The following is a 26,309-nucleotide window of genomic DNA, read 5'->3' as shown; positions in this document are numbered from 1 at the left end:
GCTCCCGGATACGCCCATTATTTAAGACAAATTATGGGGGGTTAAACAACTCTGACGAGTCAAGCATACAAAAAAATAGTACTGAAAATCATTAAATTAGCATTTGTTAAACCCTGCCTTGTCCGAATGGTAACCGTCTGAGACTGAATTAAATATCGGTATTATCTGAAACTGATCGGGGCGTATTGACTAATGCAAATTTTTTCATACTGATAACCCCAGGGGGCGAGTCACCCGCCATAAACGGTGTAACGATAACCTCGTGGTCTGACTGTCGCACAATTGTCTGCGGTTAGGTATGCTAATTCGTTCCTGAGAGCCGGCGCAGTAAAGTTTGAGGCTGATATGAAAAACCCGTTAAAAAAACCTGACATCCTCAATGTAACCGCCGTGGCGCGTTCACGGTTGTTTACCATCGAATCGGTCGATCTGGCCTTCAGCAATGGTGCGCGGCGCGTTTATGAGCGGATGAAACCGTCAGAACGTGAGGCGGTCATGATTGTGCCGATCATTGATGACCACCTTATTCTGATTCAGGAATATGCAGTGGGGCTGGAAAGCTACGAGCTAGGCTTTCCCAAAGGACTGATCGATGCCGGTGAGACGGTTAATCAGGCCGCCGACCGCGAACTTAAAGAAGAAGTGGGGTTTGGCGCGGGTCAGCTGACCCCGCTGGGCAAGCTGACGATGGCACCCTCCTACTTTTCCAGCAAAATGAATATTGTGATCGCCGAAGGGCTGTATGCCGAAAAGCTGGAAGGGGATGAGCCAGAGCCGCTGATTGTACATCGCTGGCCGCTGAGCGACATGTTGTCGCTGTTGCAGGAGCCTGATTTCCGCGAGGCACGTAATGTCAGTGCGCTGTTTATGGCGCGCGAATGGCTGGTGAAGCAGAGGCGTCTTATTTACTGAGTCAAAGGCGCTGAGTAAACGTTTTGCATAAACCGTTTTGCATAAAAAAAGGCCGACAACTGTCGGCCTTTTATGATCTGCGTTTCACATCAGAACAGTTCGTGGCTCTCGCCATTATCCATAATGGTGGTGCCGACATCATGTACCGAATATTCGGTTGGCTGAGTCCCTTCGATGAAGTACTCCTGACGGGTGTTGCCGCCGCCGTTGGCCAGCTTGCCGGTACTGCGATCGATGGTCACCGTGACAATGCCTTCTGGCGGCGTTAACGGCTGCACCGGCACGCCATCCAGCGCACTCTTCATGAATTCATCCCATGCTGGCTGCGCGCTCTTCGCGCCGCCTTCATAGCCTGAAATCTGATCGGGGATCGCGCCTGACAGCGTGCTGCGCCCTAAAGTGCGGCGGGCATCGTCAAAGCCAATCCATACCGACGTCACCACGCCCGGACCGTAACCGGAGAACCAGGCATCTTTCGAGCTGTTGGTGGTGCCGGTTTTGCCGCCGATGTCATTACGCTTGAGATCGCGACCGGCACGCCAGCCGGTGCCCATCCAGCCTGGCTCACCGAAGATATTCGAGTTCAGTGCGCTCTTGATCAGGAAGGTCAGCGGTGTGTTGATCACGTGCGGCGCATAGTTGCCCTGCTCAGGCGGAGTGGGTACCTGCTCCAGTTCTGGCTGTGGCACCGCCTGATTCTGGTTTTTATCAGAAGCCGCGACGTTCTCAACGCTCTCTTCGTTCAGCGCCAGCGCTTTTTTGGTATCGCCGTAGATCACCGGCAGATTGCACTGTGGACAGGCAATTTTCGGTTTCTCTTCGAATACCACGCCGCCCTGTTCATTCTCGATTCGGGTGATGAAGTAAGGATCGACCAGGAATCCGCCGTTAGCCATTACCGAGTAGCCGCGCACCACCTGTAGCGGGGTAAACGAGGCCGCACCCAGCGCCAGCGACTCGGTATGCACGATGTTTTGCGCCGGGAAGCCGAAGCGCTGCAGATACTCTGCGGCATAATCAACGCCCATCGCCCGCATCGCACGTACCATCACCACGTTCTTCGACTGGCCTAAGCCCTGACGCAGACGAATCGGACCATCATAGGTTGGCGGGGAGTTTTTCGGACGCCAGTCAGCACCTGCACCGGCATCCCAGCGTGAAATCGGCACATCATTAAGAATCGAAGCCAGCGTCAGGCCACGATCCATCGCGGCGGTATACAGGAAAGGTTTGATGTTCGACCCCACCTGACGCAGCGCCTGAGTGGCACGGTTAAACATGCTCTGGTTGAAATCGAACCCGCCGACCAACGCACGTACTGCGCCATCATTTGGATCGAGTGAGACCAGCGCGGAGTTCACATCCGGAACCTGACCCAGCCACCACGCATCGTCGACCTTGCGCACCCAAATCTGCTGACCAGGCTGTAACACCTGGCTAACGCTTTTCGGCGTCGGGCCCTGCACGGTGTCAGATTTATAAGGACGCGCCCATCGAACGCCCGCTAACGTCAGCGAGACATTGCTGCCATCTTTCATCATCACGGTCGCTTCATCACTGCGTGCTTCGGTAACCACCGCCGGCTGAAGCGGACCGTAGACCGGCAGCGTCTTCAGGGCTTTCTCGATCTGCGTCTGATCCCAGGCCGGTTCGCCGACTTTCCACAGCACGCTGGTCGGGCCGCGATAGCCGTGACGCATGTCGTAGGCCATTACGTTATTGCGCACTGAGGTCTGCGCCGCCTGCTGCAGGCGACGGGTTACCGTGGTGTAAACCTTGTAACCGTCGGTATAGGCATTTTCACCGTAGCGTTTCACCATCTCCTGGCGCACCATCTCGCTGAGATAAGGGGCGGAGAAGGCGATTTCCGGACCATGATACTTCGCCACCAGCGGCGTATTACGTGCCTCTTCATACTGCTGCTGGGTGATGTAGTGCTGATCCAGCATGCGCGCCAGCACCACGTTGCGACGTGATAAGGCGCGGCTGTGCGAGTAAAGCGGGTTGAAGGTCGACGGCGCTTTCGGCAGACCGGCAATCATCGCCATTTCACTCAGCGACAGCTGATCGACCGGCTTACCAAAATAGACCTGCGAGGCAGCACCGACGCCGTAGGCGCGATAGCCGAGATAAATTTTATTGAGGTAGAGCTCAAGAATTTCATCTTTATTCAGCAGCTGCTCAATGCGAATTGCCAGAAACGCTTCCTTTATTTTACGCATCAGGGTGCGTTCCGGACTCAGGAAGAAGTTACGTGCCAGCTGCTGAGTAATGGTACTGGCGCCCTGCGAGGCGTGGCCCGACACCAGCGCAATGCTGGCGGCACGGAAGATGCCGACCGGATCGACGCCGTGATGTTCATAAAAACGGCTATCTTCAGTCGCAATAAACGCTTTTACCATCTCAGGCGGGATTTGCTGCAGCTTTAAAGGAATACGGCGCATTTCACCGTACTGAGCGATCAATTCGCCCTCAGCGCTGTAAACCTGCATCGGCGTTTGCAGCCGCACATCTTTCAGCGTGTTCACATCGGGCAACTGGGGCTCTATGTATTTGTACAAACCATAAATCGAGCCTGCTCCCAACAACATGCAACACACTGCAAGGATCAATAAATACTTTACGAACTTCACCTGGAATTTCCCATCTGTTGTCGTTTGAGCAGTTTATAAACAACCGCGCGGTAGTATAAAGGCAAGCCAGACGCTTTGATATGTCCATTTTCCCGGACGATAAGGAGATCGCGCGCATGGCTTTTCATACCTGGCAAATTGGGCTGGATATTCAGAATAGGCAGATTTGTGCCCTGGCCCTCCAGCCTCAACGCGATGGCTGGCAGCTACGCCACTGGTGGCAGCAGCGGCTGCCGCAAGATACGTTAAGAAACGGCATGCTGCAATCTTCGCCTGAATTACTGGCGGTCTTAACCGCCTGGCGGCAGCGCCTGCCACGGCGCTATTCGCTGCGTGTCGGTTTGCCGGTTCAGCTGGTATTACAGCGCCGGTTATCGCTTCCGTCACAGCCACTGCACGAGCCGGCTCTGGGGCACTATGTGCAGGCGGCAGCACGGCGTCTTTTCCCGCTGGAGCCTGACGCGCTGGCGCTGGATTACCGGCATGACGACGTCGGCGGTCAGCTTTGCGTTACCGCCGCCCGGCTGGAGGTGATCGACCAGTGGGCCGCGCCGCTATTGCAGGCTGGCCTAACGCCTCAGGTGTTTGAACTGACCACCGGGGCACTGAAGCGGCTGGCCCAACAGGCCCGGTTACCTGCCGGAAGCGTGCTGCTATTGCAACAGGATGAGCGCTGGCTGTGGAGCGATGGGCAAACCGCTGCGGATGCGGGAGACGCAGTGTCTATTGAGGCGTTGCAACAGCAGGCATTTCCGCAGGCCTCACAAATTCTGGCTTGTGCCTCGCAGCCGGTGACCTGGCCTGCAGCCGTGACGCCCTTCTCACCCTTTGATCTGTTCCAGTATAAGCAGCCGCCGTTACCCGCCAATCCAGGTGCCTTCGCGCTGGCGACCGGTCTGGCGCTGCGGATTAAGGATTGCTGATGGTGGCGGTCAATTTGCTGCCCTGGCGACAGCGACGCGCAGCGCGGCAGCAGCGGCAAAGCCTGACGGTACTGCTGCTGGTCACCGTCAGTCTGATACTGATAGTGATTCTGCCGTTGTGGCGGATAAAGGCACTGCAGCAGCTGGCCGCAGCGGAAACCGCCACGGTGCAGCTGGCGCTGGACGATATTCTCGCACGCTTATCCCGGCAGAAAGCGCTGATGGAACAGCTGGCGGCTCAGCAAAAGCGGCATAATAAGCAGCAGGAAAAGGCGATGCAGCGGGCCGCCTGGCAGCAATTCTGGCTGGATTTACCCGTGCTGCTGCCTGAGACCGCCTGGCTGAAGCGGCTGGAGAAACGCGACAGACAGTTCACGCTGGACGGCCAGGCGCAGGATATGCAGGCGATACGGCAATTTCGTCAACGACTGGCAGCGCTGGCGCTGTTCAGCCGGGTCGCGCAGGGCCGCGTTCAGCGTCAGCCTGGCGGGGGATATCATTTTACCCTGCGGGCGCAGCTGCGGGCGGTTGGCGGTGAGTGAGTGGTGGGCGGGCTGGTGGCAGCTGAAGGGCATTGCCCGCTACGGCACGCTGGCGGCAGTGGCTGTCGGCTTACTGATGCTGAGCTGGTTGGTGTGGCTGCGGCCGGAACTCACGGCGCTGGCGGCGGAACAGCAGCGGCTGAAGCCACTGACGAAGAAGCTGCAGCTACGCCAGCAGCAGTGGCAGCAGAATCCGCCGAATGCGCGGCTTCAGGCAGAGTTGATACCGCCCGCAGCGCGCCCTGCGTCAGGAGCATCAGCGACATCAGGGCAGGCGATTGAAATTCTCCTCACTTCACGACGCGACCAGCTTGAACAGTGGCAGCCCGATATCCAGCCACGCACCCTGACGCTGCATCTGCAATGGCTGGAATTTCAGCCGCTGTTTGCTGACCTTGCGCAGGCGGCGGCTCCGTTTCCGCTGCATTTCCTGCTGCTGGCTCAGCCACAGCATCTGGTGGCGCAACTCTGGCTGGAGCCTGACGATGCGCCGTAGCCTGCTGATTCTGTTGCTGTGCTGCGGCAGCGCGCCGGCCCGCGATCCGTTTCAGCCGCTTGCCGGGGCCGCCTGCCTGCCAGCGGTGGAACCGCTGACCGGCTGGCGGCTGCAGGGAATCGTTGGCCGGGAATCCCGTTTTCACGGCTGGCTGATTACGCCGCAGGGGCAGGTGAGGGCGATACGCGCCGAACAACCTTTTGCCCTGACGCCGTGGCAGCTTATCGCCATCGACCGGCGCAGCCTGACTCTGGCGATAAAAAACAGCTGCAGTGGGCAACGCCATTCATTTTATTTAAAAGGAAGCCCGCATGAGAAGGATTATGACGTTATTGCTGGCAATAAGCTGCCTGTCGCCGGCCTGGGCCGCTGACGAGCAGCGCCTCAGCCTGGCCTTTGATAATGCGCCGGTTGAACGCATTTTACAGGCCCTGGCAGACTACCAGCAGATCAACCTGATTATTGCGCCGGAGGTTGAGGGATCGTTGTCGCTGCGGCTGGATAACGTGCCGTGGCAGCAGGCGCTGGAGCTGGTGGCACGCATGGCAAAGCTGACGCTGGTTGAGCACGAGAATGTGCTGCTGGTCTATCCGGCAAGCTGGCAGCAGGCGCAACGGCAAGCCCGCGATGAAGAACAGCAGCAGCGGTTGCAACAGCTGCCGCTGCAACAGCGCGCGGTGCTGCTGCAGTATGCCAGTGCCAGCGAGATACACCGCAGCCTGCTGGCTGAGCGTCAGTCACTGATGACTCCGCGTGGCAGCGTGACGGTCGATAAACGCACCAACACGCTGTTACTGCGTGATACGGCGGCGGCGTTACAGCAGACAGAGCGCTGGCTTAAGGCGCTGGATCTGCCGCTGGAGCAGATTGAACTGGCGGCGCATATCGTCACCATCAGCGAAGAGCATTTACATGAGCTCGGCGTGAACTGGGGATTACAGGCGGGCGAGGCGGCGGTGACTGAGGCGCTTCATCATCCGCAGCTGGCGATTCCGCTGGCGCTAAGTTCGCCTGGCGTGAGTGTCGGAGTGGCGCTGGCACGCATCGGTGGACAGCTGCTGGACCTGGAGTTAAGTGCGCTGGAACAGGAGAACCAGATCGAAATTATCGCCAGCCCGCGTCTGTTTACCTCCCATCAGCAAACGGCTTCGATCAAACAGGGCACCGAAATTCCGTATGAAGTGTCGGCGGGCAACAGCGGCGCCACCAGTATTGAATTTAAAGAAGCGGTACTGGGCATGGAAGTCACGCCCAGCATTTCCGGCAATGGCCGTATCCAGCTCAATATTCACATCAGCCAGAACATGCCGGGCCGCAGCATCCGGACCGGTGATAGCGAGGTGCTCTCGATTGATAAACAGGAAATTGAAACTCAGGTCACGGTCAGGGATGGGCAGACGCTGGCGCTGGGCGGCATTTTTCAACAGCAGCGAACCCGGGGCGAAAACCGGGTGCCGTTACTGGGTAAGCTGCCGCTGATCGGCGGGCTGTTTCGTCAGCAATCAGAGCAGCGCAAAAAAAGGGAGCTGGTCATCTTCATTACGCCGCGATTGGTCAGGGAAGCAGCGCTTACGGCTGGATAAAACGGAAAATGCGTCCCAGAAGGCCTTCCGAATTGACGCAGGGCAGGAATTAGCTTACAAGGTTTAGCGATTTTCAATACGGTGTAACCGTCTATGTTGGGTAAATCCCAGCAAACAGATCAGAAAATTCCTCTGTGAGCAGCGTTGTAAAGACGCAGCGCTGGCGCGTTACAGTTTCGCGAACCACAGGCCAATTCAGAAATGGATCAGCTGCAGGCAATATAATCGGTTGCCAAACAGCCTTGAGTGTTGAGATAATTTTTCGTCTGACTCTTGCTAACGCTCATGAGGTCTCAGTTCCTGTCCCGCCAGCAAATGCTGAACGCGGGGTATCATTAACGAATTCTTAGTAATACCGACAAAATGGCAGAGAAACGCAATATCTTTCTGGTTGGGCCGATGGGTGCCGGCAAAAGCACTATTGGTCGTCAGTTGGCTCAGCAACTCAACATGGAGTTCTTCGATTCCGATCAGGAAATTGAGCGACGCACCGGAGCGGATGTGGGCTGGGTTTTTGACGTCGAAGGCGAAGCTGGCTTTCGCGATCGCGAAGAAAAAATCATTAACGAACTGACTGAAAAGCAAGGCATCGTCCTGGCAACAGGTGGTGGCTCCGTCAAATCCCGGGAAACGCGTAATCGTCTCTCCGCCCGCGGCGTCGTGGTTTATCTTGAGACCACCATCGAAAAGCAACTGGCGCGCACCCAGCGTGACAAAAAACGTCCGTTGCTGCAGGTGGATTCACCGCCGCGTGAAGTGCTTGAAGCGCTGGCTGGCGAACGTAACCCGCTTTACGAAGAGATCGCCGATGTGACTATTCGCACAGATGATCAAAGTGCGAAAGTGGTGGCGAATCAGATTATCCACATGTTGGAAAAAAGTTGATCCAACGTTCGAAGGCTCTTTAACAGGTATCGAGCATCATGGAGAAGATCACCGTCTCACTGGGGGAACGCAGTTACCCCATCACTATCGCCGCCGGACTGTTTAACGATCCGGCTTCTTTTTGGCCGCTGACCGCGGGCGAAAACGCCATGGTGGTGACTAACCAGACGCTGGCTCCGCTTTATCTCGACAAACTGTCAGCGCTGCTGACGGCGGCGGGTGTGACAGTGGATCAGGTGATTTTACCCGACGGCGAGCAGTACAAAACGCTGGCCGTGATGGATCAGGTCTTTACCGCTTTACTGCAAAAACCGCACGGTCGTGATACCACGCTAATCGCCTTAGGCGGTGGCGTGATTGGCGATCTTACCGGTTTTGCTGCAGCCAGTTATCAGCGTGGTGTGCGCTTTATTCAGGTGCCGACTACCTTACTGTCGCAGGTTGACTCTTCGGTTGGCGGCAAAACAGCCGTAAACCATCCGCTCGGCAAAAACATGATTGGCGCGTTTTATCAGCCCGCTTCGGTGGTGATTGATACCGCGTGTTTGCGCTCGCTGCCGGCACGTGAAATGGCGTCCGGTCTGGCCGAAGTGATTAAGTACGGCATTATTCTTGATGGTGCGTTTTTCCAGTGGCTGGAGCAGAATCTTGACGCCTTGCTGGCGCTGGATGAATCGGCACTGGCTTATTGCATCCGTCGCTGTTGTGAACTGAAAGCGGAGGTGGTGGCTGCCGATGAACGGGAAACCGGACAGCGTGCACTGCTCAATCTCGGCCATACCTTCGGTCATGCCATTGAGGCGCAGATGGGCTACGGCAACTGGCTGCACGGTGAAGCGATTGCTGCAGGCATGGTAATGGCCGCGCGTACCGCTGAACGTCTGGGCCAGTTCAGCCCACAGCAGACTGAACGTATTATCACGCTGCTGCAGCGTGCCGGTTTACCGGTGCACGGTCCGCAGGAGATGAGCGCAGAGATGTACCTGCCCCATATGATGCGCGACAAGAAAGTGCTGGCGGGTGAATTACGGCTGGTGCTTCCGCTGTCGATTGGCCGCTCTGAAGTGCGTGGCGGCGTGGCGCATGATATGGTGCTGGCTGCAATTAACGATTGCCAGAAATCTTGAAATTAAGCAGTTAAGTGGTGACGCGGCGCGCCGGGTGCGCAGTGCGGAATGCCGCTTTACGGAGGAGGCATAATGGATGAGTTCAAACCGGAAGACGAGTTAAAACCTGACGCCAGTGACCGTCGTCCCTCGCGCCCACGTAAGGCGTCTACCGCAGCCAAAATACCGGTTTCGCGCCAGCGCATCATGATGGGTGTGGGCATTCTGGTGCTGTTGTTACTGGTGCTGGGCATTGGTTCGGCGCTGAATGGCCCGGACGATAAAAAACCTGCGACCGGCAGCAATGCGCCCGCCACTGGCGGTGGATCGAACAGCGAGAAAAATATCGATCTGACCGGCTCCTCCTCAATGTCGGGCGGACAGACTTCGCCGACGGCGGCGGAAAACAGTGCGCCGGCCAGTGGTGATGCCGCCAGCAATCCGCAGCGCGATGTCTCAATGCCGCCGGTGGCCTCAACGCCAACTCAGGCAGCCCCGGTAGATACGCCAGCCAATCAGCAGCGCGTCACCTTACCAGGCGATCTCAACAGCGCGCTGACGAATCAGCAGCAGCAGGTCGACAGTGCCGCGACCGGCGCGCAAAATGGCAGCTCGCTGCCGACTGCGCCCGCCACCGTCAGTGGCAATGCCGGCACTGCAGCAAATCCGGTCACTGCCCCGGTCAGCCGTCAGACGCCGAACAAAACGACGTCGCCGACGCGACCTGCGCACGATGCCGGCCATAAGACCGCTTCGAAGCCTGCGACCAGTGACAGCCGGACGCATACCACGCCGGCCCGTACGCCAGCCGGCAATACCGCGGCCAGCAGTACGGCCGCAGCCAGCAGCGGTTCAGCCAGTAAATCACTGCCAGGCGGCAGCTATACGCTGCAACTGAGCGGCGCGTCCAAAGCGGAAAGCCTGAATGCCTGGGCGAAAAAACAGAATCTGAGTGCGTATCACGTCTACAAAACCACCCGCAACGGTCAGTCGTGGTACGTGCTGGTGAGTGGATCATACGCAACACCGGCGGATGCCAAACGCGCTGTGGCATCGCTGCCAGCGGAAGTCCGGGCACAGAATCCGTGGGTTAAACCGGTTAGCCAGGTTAAGAAAGAAGCCAGTCAATAATTGATGTGGGGCCAGCGTTACTGGCCCCGTTTTAAGCGCAGATCTGCTGTCGGTCCAGCCACAGCCTCACAATAAGATGTAATAACCACGACAGCATGAAAAAAAATCGCGCTTTCCTGAAATGGGCAGGGGGGAAATTTCCCTTAGTAGAAGAGATCCATCGCTACCTGCCGCAAGGCGACTGCTTGATTGAGCCGTTTGTTGGTGCGGGATCGGTGTTTCTCAATACCGACTTCGATCGCTACCATCTTGCCGATATCAACAGCGATCTGATCAATCTCTACAACATTGTCAAAACGCGCACGGCGGATTTTATTCGTGACGCGCAGCTGCTGTTTACCCCGGAAGGGAACAACGAAGCCTGCTATTACCTGCGTCGTACCGAATTTAATCTCAGCACCGATGCCTATCAGCGCGCGCTGCTTTTCCTCTATCTGAATCGTCACTGTTACAACGGCTTATGCCGCTATAACCTGCGTGGTGAATTCAACGTGCCGTTTGGCCGCTATCGCAAACCCTACTTTCCGGAAGCAGAACTGTTATGGTTTGCCGAGCGCGCGCAAAAAGCGACGTTTGTCTGTGAATCGTACGATGTTACCCTGACCAATGCCGCTAAAGGCTCGGTGGTATATTGTGATCCGCCCTATGCGCCGCTGTCGGCGACGGCGAACTTTACGGCTTATCACACCAACAGTTTTAGCCTGCGCGAGCAGCAGCACCTGGCGACGTTAGCGGCACAGCTGGCCTCGTCAGAACACCGGATTCCGGTACTGATTTCTAACCACGACACTGCACTGACGCGTTTATGGTATCAGGATGCAGTGTTACATGTGGTCAAAGCCCGGCGTTCCATTAGCCGAAGCATAGCCGGTCGCACTAAGGTCGACGAACTGCTGGCGCTCTATAGCTAGTCTGTTTCGTCCGCGACCAACGCATTACGCCAGCCGCAGGGCTGGCGCACAACAGTGGGAGAATCGGATGAAACAATATTTGCTGGCCCCTTCAATCCTTTCGGCGGACTTTGCTCGCCTGGGCGAAGATACCGCGAAAGCGCTGGAGGCCGGAGGCGACGTAGTTCACTTCGACGTGATGGATAACCACTATGTTCCCAACCTGACCATGGGACCGATGGTACTGAAAGCGTTGCGCGACTATGGCATTACCGCGCCGATCGATGTCCACCTGATGGTCAAACCGGTGGATGCGTTGATCCCCGAGTTCGCCCGTGCAGGCGCGACCTACATCACCTTTCATCCCGAAGCCAGCGAGCACGTTGATCGCACCCTGCAGCTGATTAAAGAACATGGCTGCAAAGCCGGGCTGGTCTTCAATCCGGCAACCCCGCTGAGCTACCTCGATTACGTCATGGATAAGCTGGATATTATTCTGCTGATGTCGGTTAATCCGGGCTTTGGCGGCCAGTCGTTTATTCCAGGTACGCTGGATAAGCTGCGTGAAGCGCGCAAGCGTATCGATCAGAGCGGTTACAATATCCGTCTCGAAGTGGATGGCGGCGTGAAGATTGATAACATCGGTCAGATCGCGGCGGCAGGTGCCGACATGTTTGTCGCCGGTTCTGCCATTTTCGGTCACCCGGATTACAAGAAAGTAATCGATGAGATGCGTAACGAACTGGAGAAAGCCAATGGCTCATTTCACTGATATCCGGGCGCTGGCGTTTGATCTCGACGGCACGCTGGTCGATAGCGCGCCGGGCCTCGCTGAAGCGATCGATCGGACGCTGAACGATCTCAACCTGCCGCTCGCTGGCCTTGAGCGCGTCTCAACCTGGATTGGTAACGGGGCAGACATCATGATGTCGCGCGCCATGACCTATGCGCTGGGCCGTGAGCCGCAGCCGCACGAGCAGCACGATGCGCGCGCCCTGTTCGACAAACACTATGCTGACACGGTTGATGCGGGCAGCACACTGTTCCCGCAGGTGAAACAGACGCTGGCTGCACTGCAGGCCACCGGTTTACCGCTGGCGATTGTCACCAATAAGCCGACGCCGTTTGTCGCGCCGCTGCTTCAATCGCTTGGCATTGCCGAGGCTTTTTCGCTGATTATCGGCGGTGACGATGTGCCGGTGAAGAAACCGCATCCTGCCGCAATCTTTCTGGTGCTGGGCACCTTTGGTGTCCTGCCCGATCAGCTGCTGTTTATCGGCGATTCGCGCAACGATATTCAGGCTGCCCAGGCGGCGGGCGTGCCCAATGTCGGCATGACCTATGGCTACAACTATGGCGAATCGATCGCCAGTAGCCAGCCCAGCCTGACACTCGACTCTTTTGACCAACTTTTGCCCGCTCTCGGGCTGTAATTATCAGGACTTAAGCATGAGCAAACCCATTGTTTTCAGCGGCGCACAGCCGTCCGGCGAACTGACCATTGGCAACTATATGGGTGCGCTGCGTCAGTGGGTGCAGATGCAGGATGATTTCCACTGCATTTACTGCATCGTCGATCTGCACGCCATTACCGTTCGACAGGATCCCGTGGCGTTGCGTAAAGCCACGCTGGATACGCTGGCGCTCTATCTCGCCTGCGGTATCGATCCGCAAAAGAGCACCATCTTTGTTCAGTCGCATGTGCCAGAGCACACCCAGCTGAGCTGGATCCTTAACTGCTACGCCTATTTCGGTGAACTCAGCCGTATGACGCAGTTCAAGGATAAGTCGGCGCGCTACGAAGAGAACATCAATGCCGGCCTGTTCGACTATCCGGTGCTGATGGCGGCCGATATTCTGCTCTATCAGACCCATCAGGTCCCGGTTGGCGAAGATCAGAAGCAGCATCTGGAGCTGAGCCGCGATATCGCCCATCGCTTCAATGCGCTGTATGGCGACGTTTTCAAAGTGCCAGAGCCGTTTATTCCAAAGTCAGGCGCACGCGTCATGTCGCTGCTGGAACCGACGAAGAAAATGTCCAAGTCGGATGAAAACCGTAATAACGTGATCGGCCTGCTGGAAGATCCGAAATCGGTGGTGAAGAAGATCAAGCGTGCGGTAACCGACTCCGAAGAGCCGCCAGTGGTGCGCTACGACGTGAAAGAGAAAGCGGGCGTCTCTAACCTGCTGGATATTTTGTCGGGCGTGACCGGAAAAAGCATCGCTGAGCTGGAGCAGGAGTTCGAAGGCAAGATGTATGGCCACCTGAAAGGGGCGGTAGCGGATTCGGTTTCAGGCATGCTGTCCGAGCTGCAGGAACGCTATCATCGTTTCCGTAACGACGACGCGCTGCTGGAGCAGGTGATGCGAGACGGCGCGGCGAAAGCCCGTGCCCAGGCGCAGGAAACCCTGAAGAAAGTCTACCAGGCTGTCGGCTTTGTCGCCATGCCGTAACGGCATTGCCAACAGCACAGACGGCGGGCTTATAGCCCGCCGTTTTCGTTTATGCCGGTGGCACAATCGTTAAAACCAGCGCAGCTTATCGCGCAGGCTGACCACGCTGCCGATGATCATCAGGCTCGGGCTGCTGACCTGCTGCGCCAGCGCCGCCAGTTCGGTCAGGGTGCCGGTGACTACCCGCTGACGGGTGCTGGTGCCGTTTTCTACCAGCGCGACCGGCATATCACTGCGCATACCGTGCTGCAGCAGCTGATGCTGAATCTCTGCGGCCTGCGTCAGCCCCATATAAAACACCAGCGTTTGCTGCTCCGCCGCCAGCGTCTGCCAGCAGAGCGTTCCCTCTTTCTGCAGATGCCCGGTAACCAGCCTGACGCTTTGTGCATGATCGCGGTGGGTCAGAGGAATGCCGCTGTACGCCGCACAGCCTGAGGCCGCCGTGATGCCGGGCACCACGCTGAACGGGATCTGGTGCTGCGCCAGCATCTCCAGCTCTTCGCCACCGCGGCCAAAGATAAACGGATCGCCGCCTTTCAGCCGCACCACCCGTTTACCGCGCTGCGCCTGCTCGAGCAGCAGCTGGTTGATCGCCTCCTGCGGGACGCAGTGGTGACCGGCGCGCTTGCCGACAAAGATCCGCTCGGCATCGCGTCGCACCAGGTTTAGCACCTCCTCAGAGACCAGCCGGTCATACACCACGATATCCGCCTGCTGGATCTGCTGCAGCCCTTTCAGCGTCAGCAGACCGGCATCGCCAGGACCAGCACCCACCAGCGTCACTTCACCCTGTGTCGGCAAATCCGCCGCAAACAGCGTCTCAGTTAACTGCTGCGCACGTTCGCCGTCGCCGTTTGCCAGGGTTTGCGCCAGCCGTTCGCTGCTAAAGAAACGTTCCCAGAAGTGGCGGCGTGTGGCAATCGACGCAAACTGCTGCCTGACCCGCGCCCGTAAGTTGCCCGCCAGCTGCGCCAGCTGGCCCAGATGTTGCGGCAACATCGCTTCCAGCTTTTCCCGCAGTAAGCGAGCCAGCACCGGCGCACGGCCACCCGATGAGACCGCCACCATCAGCGGCGAACGGTCGATGATGGAGGGCATAATGGCGCTGGCCTGCTGCGGCGCATCGACCAGGTTACAGAAAATTCGCTGACGTTCGGCCACCGCCGCCACCTGCTGATTGACCGCATCATCGTTGGTGGCGGCGACCACCAGCCAGCAATCGGTCAGCCAGTGCGGATCAAACTCGCCCGGCAGCAGGGTCACGGCTTGCTGCTGTGCCCATTGCCGGAAGGCGGGCGAGAAGTCGCGTGCGCCAACCCACAGATCGGCCCCGGCCTCCAGCAGCAGGCGGGCTTTGCGCTCAGCCACTTCGCCCGCGCCGACCAGCAGGCAACGTTTACCCTGCAAACGGCAAAACAGCGGGAAATAGTCCATAAGCGGTCCTCAAAAAAAAAGCCCGCCAGCGGCGGGCTGTAGACAAAAATCAGAGACAGACTTCGACCTGACCGGCATTCACCCGTACCGGATACGCCGCCACTGAGCGTGTTTCATCTTCCATGCAATAGCCATCGCTAAGACGAAAATGCTGCTTTTTCAACGGGCTGGCGACCCAAAGCGTTGACTGATGCTCGGCGATGATACCGCGTGATAGCACGCTGGCCTCGGCAAACGGGTCGATATTGCTAATGGCATACAGTTGCTCATCGTTACGCGGACGAAAGATGGCAATCTGCTGGCCTTTGACCAGTGCGCAAACACCGGTGGCGGGCAGGATTTGTGTCAGCTGACACACCGCATTCCACTGGCTCATTATTCAGTCTCCTCAATCAGGGTGACGGCGATGCGTTCTTCAGGGCGCGCCGGACGATGCTGATCGCGTTCGGCCACCACCTGTATCGCCGGATCGCGCTGCGATGAGTTAATAAAGTGGGCGAAGTGCGTCAGGTTGTCGCTCTGTTCCAGCGTGGTTTTCCACTCGCAGTGGACGCTGGCGCGCAGCCGCTTCAGTTCCTGCTCGAGATGATTGTTAAGGCCCAGCTTATCGTCAACGATCACTTTACGCAGATAGTCGATACCGCCTTCCAGGCTTTCCAGCCAGGTTGAGGTGCGCTGCAGGCGATCGGCGGTGCGAATATAGAACATCATGAAGCGGTCGAGATAGGCGATCAGCGTCTGCTGATCGAGATCCGCAGCCAGCAGATCGCCATGGCGTGGTTTCATGCCGCCGTTGCCGCAGACGTAGAGATTCCAGCCTTTTTCGGTGGCGATGATGCCAACATCTTTACCCTGTGCTTCAGCACACTCACGGGTGCAGCCGGAGACGCCGAATTTCATCTTATGCGGGGTGCGAATCCCTTTGTAGCGGTTCTCCAGCATCACGCCAAAGCCAAGGCTGTCGCCCACGCCATAGCGGCACCAGGTACTGCCAATACAGGTTTTCGCCATACGCAGCGCTTTAGCGTAGGCCTGGCCGGTCTCAAAGCCCGCAGCAATCAGCTCAGACCAGATGGCGGGTAAATCCTCTTTGCGGGCACCAAACATGCCGATGCGCTGTGAGCCGGTAATTTTGGTGTAGAGCTGATAGCGCTCGGCAATCTCGCCGACCGCTTTCAATCCCTGGGGCGTGATTTCACCGCCAGGTGAACGCGGGATCACCGAATAGGTGCCGTCTTTCTGAATATTGCCGAGGTAGAGATCGTTGCTGTCCTGCAACGGAGCATGTTGCGGCTTGAGCACATACTCATTCCAGCACGAAGACAGCAGGGAACCGACCGTCGGTTTACACACTTCACAGCCGTAACCCTGACCATATTTCGCCAGCAAATCGTCAAACGTTTTGATCTCTTCAACCTGAATCAGGTGATACAGCTCCTGACGCGAATAAGCGAAGTGTTCGCAAAGATGATTATTGACCTCAATTCCCTGACGGCTCAGTTCGCTGTTCAGCACCTGGGTGATTAACGGAATACAGCCGCCGCAGCCGGTGCCGGCGCGGGTAGCGCTTTTCAGTGCCGCTACGGTGTGGCAGCCAGCCTGAACCGCATTAATGATGTCGCCTTTGCTGACGTCAAAGCAGGAGCAGATTTGTGCACTGTCGGGCAGGGAGTCAACCCCGATGGCCGGTTTTTCGCCGCTGCCGGCCGGTAAAATCAGCGCTTCCGGATTAGCCGGCAGCGGTATCGCATTCAGTACCAGCTGCAGTAGATTGCCGTAGTCGCTGGTATCACCCACCAGCACCGCGCCGAGCAGAGTTTGCTGGTCTTCGCTGAGGATTAAGCGTTTGTAGATCGATTTGCTCTCATCCAGCCACACCACACTGCGTGCGCCAGGCGTGGTGCCACGCGCATCCCCAATGCCGCCCACATCGACGCCCAGCAATTTCAGTTTGGCGCTCATGTCAGCGCCGGTGAAGGCGTTAGGACGGCCCAGCAGGGTATCGCTGGCAACCTGCGCCATTTTGTAGCCGGGTGCCACCAGTCCGTAGACCCGGTTTTGCCAGGCGGCGCATTCACCGATGGCGTAGATATCGCTGTCGCTGGTCAGGCACTGGTCATTAATGGCGATGCCGCCGCGCGGCCCCAGCGCTAATCCACACTGTTTCGCCAGCTTGTCCTGCGGCCGGATACCGGTCGAGAAGACGATGAAATCAACCTCCAGCTCCGTGCCATCGGCAAACTGCAGCGTTTTACCGCCGTTTTCATGATGGTGGATCTGTTGGGTATTTTTACCGGTATGCACCCGCACACCCATCTGCTCGATTTTACGGCGTAACTGCTCGCCGCCTTGTCGATCAAGCTGCTCGGCCATCAGCACCGGCGCGAACTCAATCACATGGGTTTCGACCCCGAGGTTTTTCAGCGCGCCCGCCGCTTCCAGTCCCAGCAGTCCGCCACCGATCACCGCACCGCGTTTGCTGCGGCGCGAGCAGGCTTCGATAGCATTCAGATCTTCGATGGTGCGATAAACAAAGCAGTCGCTGCCTTCCGCGCCGTTAATCGGCGGGATCCACGGATAAGATCCGGTGGCAAAGACCAGCGTATCGTAATGCACCGCGCGGCCGGTATTGGAATGGATCAGCTTCTCGTCGCGGTTGATGGTAATGGCACGCTCACCCAGCAGCAGATTGACCTGATGCCGCTCATAAAACCCGTCGCGAACCAGGGAGAGCTCTTCGGCTGTATGGTGGGAAAAGTAGGCGGAAAGGTGGACACGATCGTAGGCGACACGCGGCTCTTCACAAAAGACGGTTAGCGAAAACTGGTCAGGCTCAGCTTTCTCAAGTAATTCTTCTATAAAACGGTGCCCGACCATGCCGTTACCGATAATGACGACATTGTGCTTGCTCATTTTTGCCTCAAATTTACGATATCTGCGGCTACAATAGCGCGCCATTTCTGACGCTCATTGATATACATCAACCGCTCCTCCATATACCTATTTAGAGGTATGTGGTTGATTTGAATTAACTTTATCCGACGAGCCTGTAAAGGGGATAACGGCGTTGTCCGCGACGCGGTGAATCGTGCTAGTTTTAACCGCAGACGGTTAACCGGAAAAGGAGCGGCTAATGGCTTCACTTAAGTGGATTAATAACGTGCGTTTACCCTGGCGAGAGGGCTTATGGCAGATTGAAATTGCCGAGGGTCACATTGCCCGTATCACTCCCCAGCCGCAGCAGGCGACGCCGGCTGAAGCATCGCTTGACGGTGAGGGCGGCCTCGCCTGTGCGCCGTTCATTGAGCCGCATATTCATCTCGATACCACCCAGACGGCCGGTGAACCGGCCTGGAATCAGTCCGGTACGCTGTTTGAAGGCATTGAGCGCTGGGCTGAGCGCAAGGCGCTGCTCAGTCATCAGGACGTGAAGCAGCGGGCATTACAGACGCTGAAATGGCAGATCGCCAACGGCATTCAGTATGTCCGTACCCATGTCGACGTCTCCGACCCCAGCCTGACCGCGTTAAAAGCGATGCTGGAGCTGAAAGAAGAGGTGGCACCGTGGATAACCTTGCAGATTGTCGCTTTTCCGCAGGAGGGCATTCTCTCTTATCCCAATGGTGAAGCGTTGCTGGAAGAAGCATTGCGGCTCGGCGCAGATGTCGTCGGGGCGATTCCGCATTACGAATTCACCCGCGAATATGGCGTTGAGTCACTGCACAAAACTTTTGCGCTGGCCAACCGCTACGACAAGCTGATTGATGTGCACTGCGATGAAATTGACGATGAGCAGTCGCGCTTTGTCGAAACCGTGGCGGCGCTGGCGCATCGTGACGGTAACGGCGCGCGGGTCACCGCCAGCCACACTACCGCTATGCACTCTTATAACGGTGCCTACACCTCGCGGCTGTTCCGTCTGTTAAAACTGTCAGGCATTAATTTTGTCGCTAATCCGCTGGTTAACATTCATCTGCAGGGCCGTTTCGACCACTATCCTAAGCGGCGCGGCATTACGCGGGTGAAAGAGATGCTGGAGGCGGAGATTAACGTCTGCTTCGGGCACGATGATGTGTTTGATCCCTGGTATCCGCTGGGCACCGCCAATATGCTGCAGGTGCTGCATATGGGATTGCACGTCTGCCAGTTGATGGGTTACGAACAGATTGATGCCGGCTTAGATCTGATTACCCATAACAGTGCCAGAACTCTGCAGCTTTCCGGCTACGGTATTCAGAGCGGCCACGAGGCCAGCCTGATCATTCTGCCTGCCGAGAGCGGCTTTGATGCGGTAAGAAGACAGGTTCCGGTGCGCTATTCACTGCGTCGCGGTGAAGTGATTGCGGCAACCAGACCGGCAGAGAGTGAGATTTACTGGCGGGAGCAGGAGCGCGTCGACTTTCGGCGCTGACAAGCAGGGCGGCGAGGGATCGCCGCCCGGAGAAGATTAATGGGTGACGTGACCGTGCGAACGATGTTTGGTCACCAGTCCCAGCAGGACACACATGACAAACACCACCGCATACAGCCCGTTAGCGGTGACCAGCGCGGTATGTACGCCGCTCTTCTCGACGATAGGCGCGGTAACCACAAAGGTCAGCATGGTGCCGACGGTGCCGCAGGTCAGAATGAAGTTCACCAGTTTTGGTGAAGCTACTTTGGTTTGCAGTGAGCCGAGCGTGATGATGGTGGTGTAAATCGCGCTGGAGCTAAAGCCCAGAACCATAATGATCCACTTCAGCATGCCGGCATCCTGGCTGCTGACGAACCAGTACATCAGCAGCGTCGCCAGGCCAGCCAGCACCATCAGGATACGTTGCAGATCGAAGAAGCGCAGCAGGAAGCTGAACGCCCACATTCCGACCATATAGGCGGTCCAGAAGCTGCCAACCAGCTGTCCGGCATTATCGATATTCATGCCCATCACTTTGGTGGCGTATTCCGGTACCCACGAGATAAAACCGAGCTGACCGAGGATGTAGCACAGGGCGGCAACCGCGAGCAGCAGCACGCCAACGCCCCATTTTTCCTTTTCAACCGTCGGGCTGTTTTCCGGCTTGCGCAGCACCGGGAACTCGACAAACAGCGTCATGATGAAAATCGCCACATAGATAAAGCCGATGCAGACGTAAACCCAGTACCATGGCAGTTGACGCGCCAGCAGGATACCCGCTAGCACCGGGAACAGCGTGCCCGCCATGCTGAAGAAGGAGTCGGTAAACAGCAGGCGTGAGCCGCGCTGGCGTCCTTCATACATGTGGGTAATCAGGAATGTCCCGATCGACATGGTAATGCCGCTGACCACACCCAGCACGAACATGCAGAGCGAGAAGATGCTGAGATCGCGGCTGGTCATTAAGCCAATAATCGCCAGTACCATCAGGACGAAACCGAAAATCAGCTGGCGCTTGAGTGGCACGATAACCATCAGCCAGGCATTGAGGAAAACGGCGGCCAGGATCCCGCTGTTCAGGAAAGTGAAGGTGTTACTCATGCTGGAGATGGGGATCTGGAAATCTTTCGCGATATCGCCCATTACCATGCCGGTGACGATCACCAATGCGCCGGTAAGCGCATACGAGAAGAAGCTTATCCAGGTAAGGCCGATACGATTACGGTTTGTCATGTTCTGAACCTGTTAGGAAACCGGTGGCAAAAAGTGTCAGAAAGTGTAAACGGAACTGTGATCTTAATAAACAACCAGTGAAACTGGAGATCTACATTTCATGTGTTGTGTGATTTTAATCACGCAATTGCCGGGGTTTATCGATTGCTCGCGCTTTTTGAGCCGCAGCGTAAATATAGGTAAAACGCTGGCTCTTGTATTACATGCTCTTTACAATCAATCACGTTTTTGAGCTAGCTCTCCAAGGTAAGGAATCTTTCATGTTTAAACGTACTTTAACAGCGGCGATTACCCTGTTAGCGCTCTCATCTGTTTCTGCCTCGGCCCTGGCCGCAAAAGGCGATACTCATGTTCTGCTCACCACCTCCGCCGGCAATATCGAACTCGAACTGAATGACCAAAAAGCGCCGGTCTCGGTGAAAAACTTTGTTGATTACGTCAACAGTGGCTTCTACAACAACACCATTTTTCATCGCGTGATCCCAGGCTTTATGGTGCAGGGCGGCGGCTTTACCACCGACATGCAGCAGAAGCAGACCAATGCGCCGATCAAAAATGAGGCGGATAACGGCCTGCGTAACCTGCGCGGTACCATCTCAATGGCCCGCACCGCTGATAAAGACAGCGCCACCAGCCAGTTCTTCCTCAACGTGGCCGATAACGCGTTCCTCGACCATGGCCAGCGTGATTTTGGCTATGCGGTATTCGGTAAGATTGTGAAAGGTCAGGATGTGGCTGAAAAAATTTCTCAGGTACCGACCAAAGATGTCGGTCCTTACCAGAATGTCCCGTCTAAACCGGTAGTTATCCTCTCCGCTAAAGTTCTGCCTTAACGCTTCAGGCCGTCATCTGTCGATGGCGGCGCTTTCCCCACTCCGGCAAAGCCAGAAAATGCTCTTATACTTAGGGCAAAAACCTGAGCAGGAGGCGGCATGGCGAACAAACTCACCGAGAAACAAAAGGCCACATTGTGGCAACAGCGGCGCAGCGCCAGCTATCAGGCCAGCTGTCGGCTGGAAGGCTTCAGTCACAATGAATCTGCGGTAAAAGGCGACGAGGCGGCGGCACGACTGGCTTCGCTGAGGAGGCAATATGGTCTCTAATATCGCGGTCAGCCAGGATCCCTACCTGTGGCATAACGACAACGTGCTGAAGAACCTGCTCGATATTCACGACGCTGTCCAGCTGCGTAAAGCGGAACTGAGCTTCAGTGCGGCTCGTCTGGCGACGCTGGAGTTGGGCCCGCGTAATGCCGGCTTGCCGTGGCTGCGGCTGATTCATCGTACCCTGTTCCAGGATGTTTACAGCTGGGCCGGTGAGCTGCGCACCATCGATATCTGGCGCGACGAGACGCCGTTCTGCCATTTCGAATATATCGAAAAAGAGGGCAATGCGCTGATGGCGGCGCTGGAAGAGGAAAACGGCCTCGCCGACCTGCCGCGTGATGCCTTTGTACAGCGTATCGCCCACTACTACTGTGAAATCAACGTGCTGCATCCTTTCCGGGAAGGAAATGGCCGGGCGCAACGCATCTTTTTCGAGCAGCTGGCGCTGCATGCTGGTTATCTGCTGGCATGGGAGGCGACCGATGCCGAAAGCTGGCGGGCGGCGAATCAGGCAGGCGTTGCCGGCGACCTGCAGCCGCTGGAGCAGGTATTTGCGAAAGTGGTGAGCGAGCCGACGTAACCGCGTAGAATAGCGGCGCTGTTAACCACTCTGGATTAGTCATGCTGCTGCTGATCGACAACTACGACTCCTTTAGCTGGAATCTTTATCAATATTTCTGCGAGCTGGGCGCGCAGGTTCGGGTGGTGCGCAACGATGCCATCACCCTGCAGCAAATGGATGCGCTGCCGCTGACCCATCTGGTGATCTCCCCGGGACCCTGTACTCCCAACGAATCCGGTATTTCACTGGCGGCGATTCGCCACTTTGCCGGACGTTTGCCGGTGCTGGGCGTTTGCCTCGGACATCAGGCGATTGCTCAGGCGTGGGGCGGCGAGGTGGTGCGCGCCCGTCAGGTGATGCACGGTAAAACCTCGCTGATTCAGCACAGCAACAGCGGCGTGTTCCGCCAGCTGAATAATCCACTTACCGTCACCCGTTACCATTCATTGATCGTAAAACGCGATACGCTGCCTGACGCCTTTGAAGTCACCGCCTGGAGCCTGCGTGACGGTCAACCCGACGAAATCATGGGGATCCGCCATAAAACTCTGGCGCTGGAAGGGGTGCAATTCCATCCTGAAAGCATTCTCAGCGAGCAGGGACACCAGCTGCTGCGCAACTTCCTGTCGCAATAGTTTGCCTTTAAGTGATTTTTTATGCATATTTTGTGATTATTATTTCACGGCAGTACAACGATCATTCAAATGGGGTCACTAATGGCAGCCGAAAAAATTGCGGTCACACGGGAAACGTTCGATAACGTTATTTTGCCTGTTTATGCACCAGCGCAGTTCGTGCCGGTGAAAGGCAAGGGCAGCCGCGTCTGGGATCAGCAGGGCAAAGAGTATATCGACTTTTCGGGCGGCATCGCCGTGACCGCGCTCGGCCATTGCCATCCTGCGCTGGTGGAAACGCTGAAAAGCCAGGGCGAAACGCTGTGGCATACCAGTAACGTCTTCACCAACGAACCGGCGCTGCGTCTCGCCAGCAAGTTAATCAGCGCCACCTTTGCTGAGCGGGTGTTTTTCGCCAACTCCGGTGCAGAAGCGAATGAGGCGGCGTTTAAGCTGGCACGCTATTACGCCTGCAAACGTCACAGTCCGTTCAAAAGTAAGATTATCGCCTTCCACAACGCTTTCCACGGCCGGACGCTGTTTACCGTAACAGTTGGCGGACAGCCAAAATATTCTGATGGCTTTGGCCCCAAACCGGCCGATATCGTCCACGTGCCGTTCAATGATTTGGCTGCGGTTAAGGCGGTTATCGACGATCACACCTGCGCTATCGTGGTTGAGCCGATTCAGGGCGAGGGCGGCGTGGTGCCCGCAACCGAAGAATTTATGCATGGGCTGCGTGAACTGTGCGATCAATATCAGGCGCTGCTGGTGCTGGATGAAGTCCAGAGCGGTATGGGACGCAGCGGCAAGCTGTTTGCTTATGAGCACTATGGCGTGCAGCCCGATATTCTGACCTCGGCCAAAGCACTGGGCGGCGGTTTCCCGGTCAGCGCCATGCTGACCACCCATGAGATCGCCTCTACCATGGCGCCTGGCGTGCACGGCACCACCTACGGCGGCAATCCGCTGGCCTGCGCCATTGCCGAGACCGCGCTGGACATTATCAATACCCCGGCGGTGCTGGAAGGCGTTAGCGTCCGGCGTCAGCAATTTGTCAGCGCGCTGCAGGCGATTGATGCGAAGTACGATCTGTTCAGTGATATTCGCGGCAAAGGCCTGCTGATTGGCGCGGCGCTGAAGCCTCAGCATAGCGGCAAGGCGCGCGATATCCTCAATGCGGCAGCCGCAGAAGGGGTAATGGTGCTGGTGGCCGGCACCGACGTGATGCGTTTTGCACCTTCGCTGATCATCGAACCCGCCGACATCGAAGAGGGCATGCGCCGCTTCGCCGCCGCCGTCGGCAAGGTGATTAGCGGCTGATTTAGTTTTTGCGTAACCGTCTGATCAGCCAGCGGCCATGTTGCGGTCGCTGGCTCCACGCCAGAGAAGAAATGGTGTGCATCACGCTCAGATGATCCAGAATACGGCGCACATGCTGTTCGACGACTGTCACCGGCCCTTCATTAATATTTTCTACCTCATCCAGCAGGTTAACCTGCGAACTGGCACCGTCATATTCCAGCCGCTGCTGACAACGTTGCAGCGCAATTTCGCAGGACTGCAGATAGCGCTCAGCTAACGAGGCGGTCAGCATGGTGTGTTCGCGCGCCAGAATCGTCATTGCATTGATGTGCTCAACAATAAACTGGCTGTGGGTGACCCACAGACGCATATCTTTGAGGTACTGAGCGTTGAAAGCCGGTTCCTGCATCGCCTGGTTCAGGGAGTTAAACAGCGCATTGTGCGCCTGATTGACCCGTATCCGCTGGTACGCCAGTTTCTCCGGCGACTGTTCCGCCCCCAGCAGCAGCCGTAGCGCATCCTGATAGGTTTCCAGTGCGTCGTGGGCGTTCTGCCGCAGTAAGCCGCTCTGCCACTGCGGCCACAGCCACAGCATTCCGCCAAAGGCGATCAGGCAACCCATCAGCGTATCCATCAGGCGTGGCAGCAGGAACTGCGCCCCGTTCAGCGACAGCAGCTGCAGCGAGTAGACCGCCGTCACCGTAAAACCAATCATCGACCAGCCGTAAAACTGGCGGGTAAACCGGTAGCTGATAAAGGTGATCAGCAGCATGATCAGCAGCACCAGCGACTCCGGCACCGCCAGGCGTAAGGTGGCAGCCGCAATCACCAGACCGGCAAACGTGCCCAGCGCCCGGTGCTGGATGCGGACGCGGGTGGCACCGTAGCCGTTCTGGCTGACGAACATAATGGTCATCAGAATCCAGTACGGCTTAGGAATGTTGAAAAACAGCGCCAGCGCGCTGCCCAGCATCAGCATCACCGCAAAGCGACCGGCGGTGCGCAGCGCCGATGAACGCCACGACAGGTAGCTGCGCAGCGCCGGCAAAAGCGGCAGACGGCGCTGGCGATCGGCCATCAGGTCACGTTGATAGAGCGGCTTTTGGGTGCGAAGCACCCGCGCAATACGATTGAAGTGATAGAGGCAGAAATTCCCCACCGGATTATCAGGATGCTGACGGGCAATTTTTTCCAGCGCGCTGAGCTGCTTCTCCATGCCAAAACGATCCGGCAACTGGTGATAGAGAATGTTATCCGCCAGCACCCGTAAGCGGGCCGAAATAGTCTGGGCATTCCAGCGGATCACCGCTTCGGCATGGCTCTGCTCCACCAGTTTCTGCACCTCTTCCGGCTGATGCAGGCTGACCGAGATGTGTTCCTGCAGGTCCAGCGCCACCTGAAAGGCGCGGGTCAGCCGCTTATGGCTGTGATCCCGGCTGGCGGAAAGCATGTGCATCTGCTGGTAACAGGTGGTGATCATATCGACCACTTTCTGCTGGCGCGCCAGCAGCGGCGGCAGGGCCTTTTCCGGGTCGGTCAGCTGGGTCAGCAGGGTATATTTGGCATCGCAATAGTTGGCCAGTTCGCGGTAGATCAGGCTCAGGCTTTCACGCATCGGCTGCTCTTTCCACAGCCAGAACCAGAACCAGTTAAACAGCCCATACCATAGCGTGCCGCCGATATAGAGCAGCGGCGGCACATAGATCGGCATACGGCCAATCAGGCTCAGCGTGAAGATGGCGGCGATCAGGGTGCCGGGCAGCAGGCGGCCGTGTAGCGGACTGATTTCGCCGGTGACCCCCAGCAGCAACGGCAAGGCGAACAGAATCAGCGGCAGCGGAATGGCGTGCTGCGTCAGCCACTGAATCAGGAAGCTGCCGAGCGCAAACAGGCTGCCGCCGACAATCAGGCGTTTGAAGAAGCGTTTATGCGGGGTATCCAGACCGGCGATATTGCAACAGGCGGGAACTAACGAGAACAGCAGACCTTTTTGCAGGTCGCCAGCCAGCCAGCCCAGCGCCACGGGCAGACAGAGCACCAGGGTTTGCCGCAAGGCGTAGTTGACTTCAGGATGGTAAATAATTCGACGCCACATCGGCCCAACACA

25 protein-coding genes are annotated in these 26,309 nt (G+C 57.1%); 19 read left to right on the top strand and 6 right to left on the bottom strand.

Annotated elements, in window-relative coordinates:
- Positions 1-345: 345 nt before the first annotated feature.
- Complete coding sequence (gene nudE, locus AC6I8D_RS18295) at positions 346-912, top strand: ADP compounds hydrolase NudE (RefSeq protein ID WP_497820556.1); 567 nt, start codon at positions 346-348, stop codon at positions 910-912.
- Positions 913-1,001: 89 nt separating this feature from the next.
- On the opposite strand, the gene mrcA is transcribed toward nudE, so the two are convergent.
- A complete protein-coding gene (gene mrcA, locus AC6I8D_RS18290; protein ID WP_312054366.1) occupies positions 1,002-3,545 on the bottom strand; it encodes a peptidoglycan glycosyltransferase/peptidoglycan DD-transpeptidase MrcA in 2,544 nt (847 codons plus the stop codon).
- 116 nt (positions 3,546-3,661) lie between these two features.
- Between mrcA and pilM the strand changes: the two genes are divergently transcribed.
- From pilM to trpS, 12 genes are all read left to right on the top strand, one after another.
- Positions 3,662-4,468, top strand: coding sequence for a type IV pilus biogenesis protein PilM (gene pilM / locus AC6I8D_RS18285; RefSeq protein WP_312054367.1), 807 nt, complete (start codon positions 3,662-3,664; stop codon positions 4,466-4,468).
- A complete protein-coding gene (locus AC6I8D_RS18280; protein ID WP_497820555.1) occupies positions 4,468-5,010 on the top strand; it encodes a PilN domain-containing protein in 543 nt (180 codons plus the stop codon). The genes pilM and AC6I8D_RS18280 overlap by 1 nt, the downstream gene beginning before the upstream one ends.
- On the top strand, positions 5,003-5,506 hold the full coding sequence (locus AC6I8D_RS18275; RefSeq protein ID WP_312054370.1) for a HofO family protein: 504 nt from the start codon (positions 5,003-5,005) through the stop codon (positions 5,504-5,506). The genes AC6I8D_RS18280 and AC6I8D_RS18275 overlap by 8 nt, the downstream gene beginning before the upstream one ends.
- On the top strand, positions 5,496-5,879 hold the full coding sequence (locus AC6I8D_RS18270) for a HofP DNA utilization family protein (RefSeq protein ID WP_312054371.1): 384 nt from the start codon (positions 5,496-5,498) through the stop codon (positions 5,877-5,879). Before AC6I8D_RS18275 ends, AC6I8D_RS18270 begins: the two co-directional genes overlap by 11 nt.
- Positions 5,818-7,089, top strand: coding sequence for a DNA uptake porin HofQ (gene hofQ, locus AC6I8D_RS18265; RefSeq protein WP_497820554.1), 1,272 nt, complete (start codon positions 5,818-5,820; stop codon positions 7,087-7,089). Before AC6I8D_RS18270 ends, hofQ begins: the two co-directional genes overlap by 62 nt.
- A gap of 363 nt (positions 7,090-7,452) precedes the next feature.
- Positions 7,453-7,974, top strand: coding sequence for a shikimate kinase AroK (aroK, locus tag AC6I8D_RS18260; RefSeq protein WP_003852989.1), 522 nt, complete (start codon positions 7,453-7,455; stop codon positions 7,972-7,974).
- 38 nt (positions 7,975-8,012) lie between these two features.
- Positions 8,013-9,101 (top strand): 3-dehydroquinate synthase, encoded by a 1,089-nt coding sequence (gene aroB, locus AC6I8D_RS18255; RefSeq protein WP_312054373.1) that lies wholly within the window; start codon positions 8,013-8,015, stop codon positions 9,099-9,101.
- A gap of 72 nt (positions 9,102-9,173) precedes the next feature.
- The gene (locus AC6I8D_RS18250) at positions 9,174-10,211 is read left to right on the top strand and encodes an SPOR domain-containing protein (RefSeq protein WP_497820553.1); all 1,038 of its coding nucleotides are present in this window, start codon (positions 9,174-9,176) and stop codon (positions 10,209-10,211) included.
- Positions 10,212-10,306: 95 nt separating this feature from the next.
- The gene (gene dam / locus AC6I8D_RS18245; RefSeq protein ID WP_312054376.1) at positions 10,307-11,122 is read left to right on the top strand and encodes an adenine-specific DNA-methyltransferase; all 816 of its coding nucleotides are present in this window, start codon (positions 10,307-10,309) and stop codon (positions 11,120-11,122) included.
- A 67-nt stretch (positions 11,123-11,189) separates the two neighbouring features.
- Positions 11,190-11,873 (top strand): ribulose-phosphate 3-epimerase, encoded by a 684-nt coding sequence (rpe, locus tag AC6I8D_RS18240; RefSeq protein WP_031376791.1) that lies wholly within the window; start codon positions 11,190-11,192, stop codon positions 11,871-11,873.
- A complete protein-coding gene (locus AC6I8D_RS18235; protein WP_497820552.1) occupies positions 11,857-12,534 on the top strand; it encodes a phosphoglycolate phosphatase in 678 nt (225 codons plus the stop codon). The genes rpe and AC6I8D_RS18235 overlap by 17 nt, the downstream gene beginning before the upstream one ends.
- Positions 12,535-12,550: 16 nt before the next feature.
- Positions 12,551-13,555 (top strand): tryptophan--tRNA ligase, encoded by a 1,005-nt coding sequence (gene trpS, locus AC6I8D_RS18230; protein WP_312054380.1) that lies wholly within the window; start codon positions 12,551-12,553, stop codon positions 13,553-13,555.
- Between the two features lie 69 nt (positions 13,556-13,624).
- Here the strand turns inward: trpS and cysG are convergent, their stop codons facing one another.
- From cysG to nirB, 3 genes are read right to left on the bottom strand one after another with little or no spacing between them, the layout of a single operon-like run.
- Complete coding sequence (gene cysG, locus AC6I8D_RS18225; RefSeq protein WP_312054382.1) at positions 13,625-14,989, bottom strand: siroheme synthase CysG; 1,365 nt, start codon at positions 14,987-14,989, stop codon at positions 13,625-13,627.
- A 49-nt stretch (positions 14,990-15,038) separates the two neighbouring features.
- A complete protein-coding gene (gene nirD / locus AC6I8D_RS18220) occupies positions 15,039-15,365 on the bottom strand; it encodes a nitrite reductase small subunit NirD (RefSeq protein WP_312054383.1) in 327 nt (108 codons plus the stop codon).
- Positions 15,365-17,902, bottom strand: coding sequence for a nitrite reductase large subunit NirB (gene nirB / locus AC6I8D_RS18215; protein ID WP_312054385.1), 2,538 nt, complete (start codon positions 17,900-17,902; stop codon positions 15,365-15,367). Before nirB ends, nirD begins: the two co-directional genes overlap by 1 nt.
- 220 nt (positions 17,903-18,122) lie before the next feature.
- Here nirB and AC6I8D_RS18210 point away from each other — a divergent pair, with 220 nt between their 5' ends.
- Positions 18,123-19,400 carry a cytosine deaminase gene (locus AC6I8D_RS18210; RefSeq protein WP_497820551.1) on the top strand — a complete coding sequence of 426 codons (1,278 nt, stop codon included), beginning with the start codon at positions 18,123-18,125 and terminating at the stop codon, positions 19,398-19,400.
- Positions 19,401-19,436: 36 nt separating this feature from the next.
- Here the strand turns inward: AC6I8D_RS18210 and tsgA are convergent, their stop codons facing one another.
- Complete coding sequence (gene tsgA, locus AC6I8D_RS18205) at positions 19,437-20,615, bottom strand: MFS transporter TsgA (protein WP_031376798.1); 1,179 nt, start codon at positions 20,613-20,615, stop codon at positions 19,437-19,439.
- A gap of 260 nt (positions 20,616-20,875) precedes the next feature.
- Between tsgA and ppiA the strand changes: the two genes are divergently transcribed.
- The 5 genes from ppiA (at position 20,876) to argD (ending at position 24,220) form a co-directional block, all read left to right on the top strand.
- Positions 20,876-21,448 carry a peptidylprolyl isomerase A gene (gene ppiA / locus AC6I8D_RS18200; protein ID WP_031376799.1) on the top strand — a complete coding sequence of 191 codons (573 nt, stop codon included), beginning with the start codon at positions 20,876-20,878 and terminating at the stop codon, positions 21,446-21,448.
- A gap of 99 nt (positions 21,449-21,547) precedes the next feature.
- On the top strand, positions 21,548-21,718 hold the full coding sequence (gene ficA, locus AC6I8D_RS18195; protein ID WP_312054390.1) for a FicA/YhfG family antitoxin: 171 nt from the start codon (positions 21,548-21,550) through the stop codon (positions 21,716-21,718).
- Entirely contained in the window at positions 21,708-22,301 is a 594-nt protein-coding gene (locus AC6I8D_RS18190) for a putative adenosine monophosphate-protein transferase Fic (protein WP_312054392.1), read from the top strand. The genes ficA and AC6I8D_RS18190 overlap by 11 nt, the downstream gene beginning before the upstream one ends.
- A gap of 41 nt (positions 22,302-22,342) precedes the next feature.
- The gene (locus AC6I8D_RS18185) at positions 22,343-22,918 is read left to right on the top strand and encodes an aminodeoxychorismate/anthranilate synthase component II (protein WP_312054393.1); all 576 of its coding nucleotides are present in this window, start codon (positions 22,343-22,345) and stop codon (positions 22,916-22,918) included.
- Between the two features lie 81 nt (positions 22,919-22,999).
- Positions 23,000-24,220: a bifunctional acetylornithine/succinyldiaminopimelate transaminase gene (gene argD / locus AC6I8D_RS18180; RefSeq protein WP_312758900.1), complete on the top strand. Its 1,221-nt coding sequence runs from the start codon at positions 23,000-23,002 to the stop codon at positions 24,218-24,220.
- A 1-nt stretch (position 24,221) separates the two neighbouring features.
- Here argD and AC6I8D_RS18175 read toward each other — a convergent pair whose 3' ends face one another.
- A complete protein-coding gene (locus AC6I8D_RS18175; RefSeq protein WP_312054397.1) occupies positions 24,222-26,297 on the bottom strand; it encodes a YccS/YhfK family putative transporter in 2,076 nt (691 codons plus the stop codon).
- Positions 26,298-26,309: the final 12 nt, after the last annotated feature.

The sequence above is a fragment of the Pantoea sp. X-Soil-MYKO-1785 genome, assembly GCF_059730675.1.
This window is presented reverse-complemented; position numbering and strand designations above follow the sequence as displayed.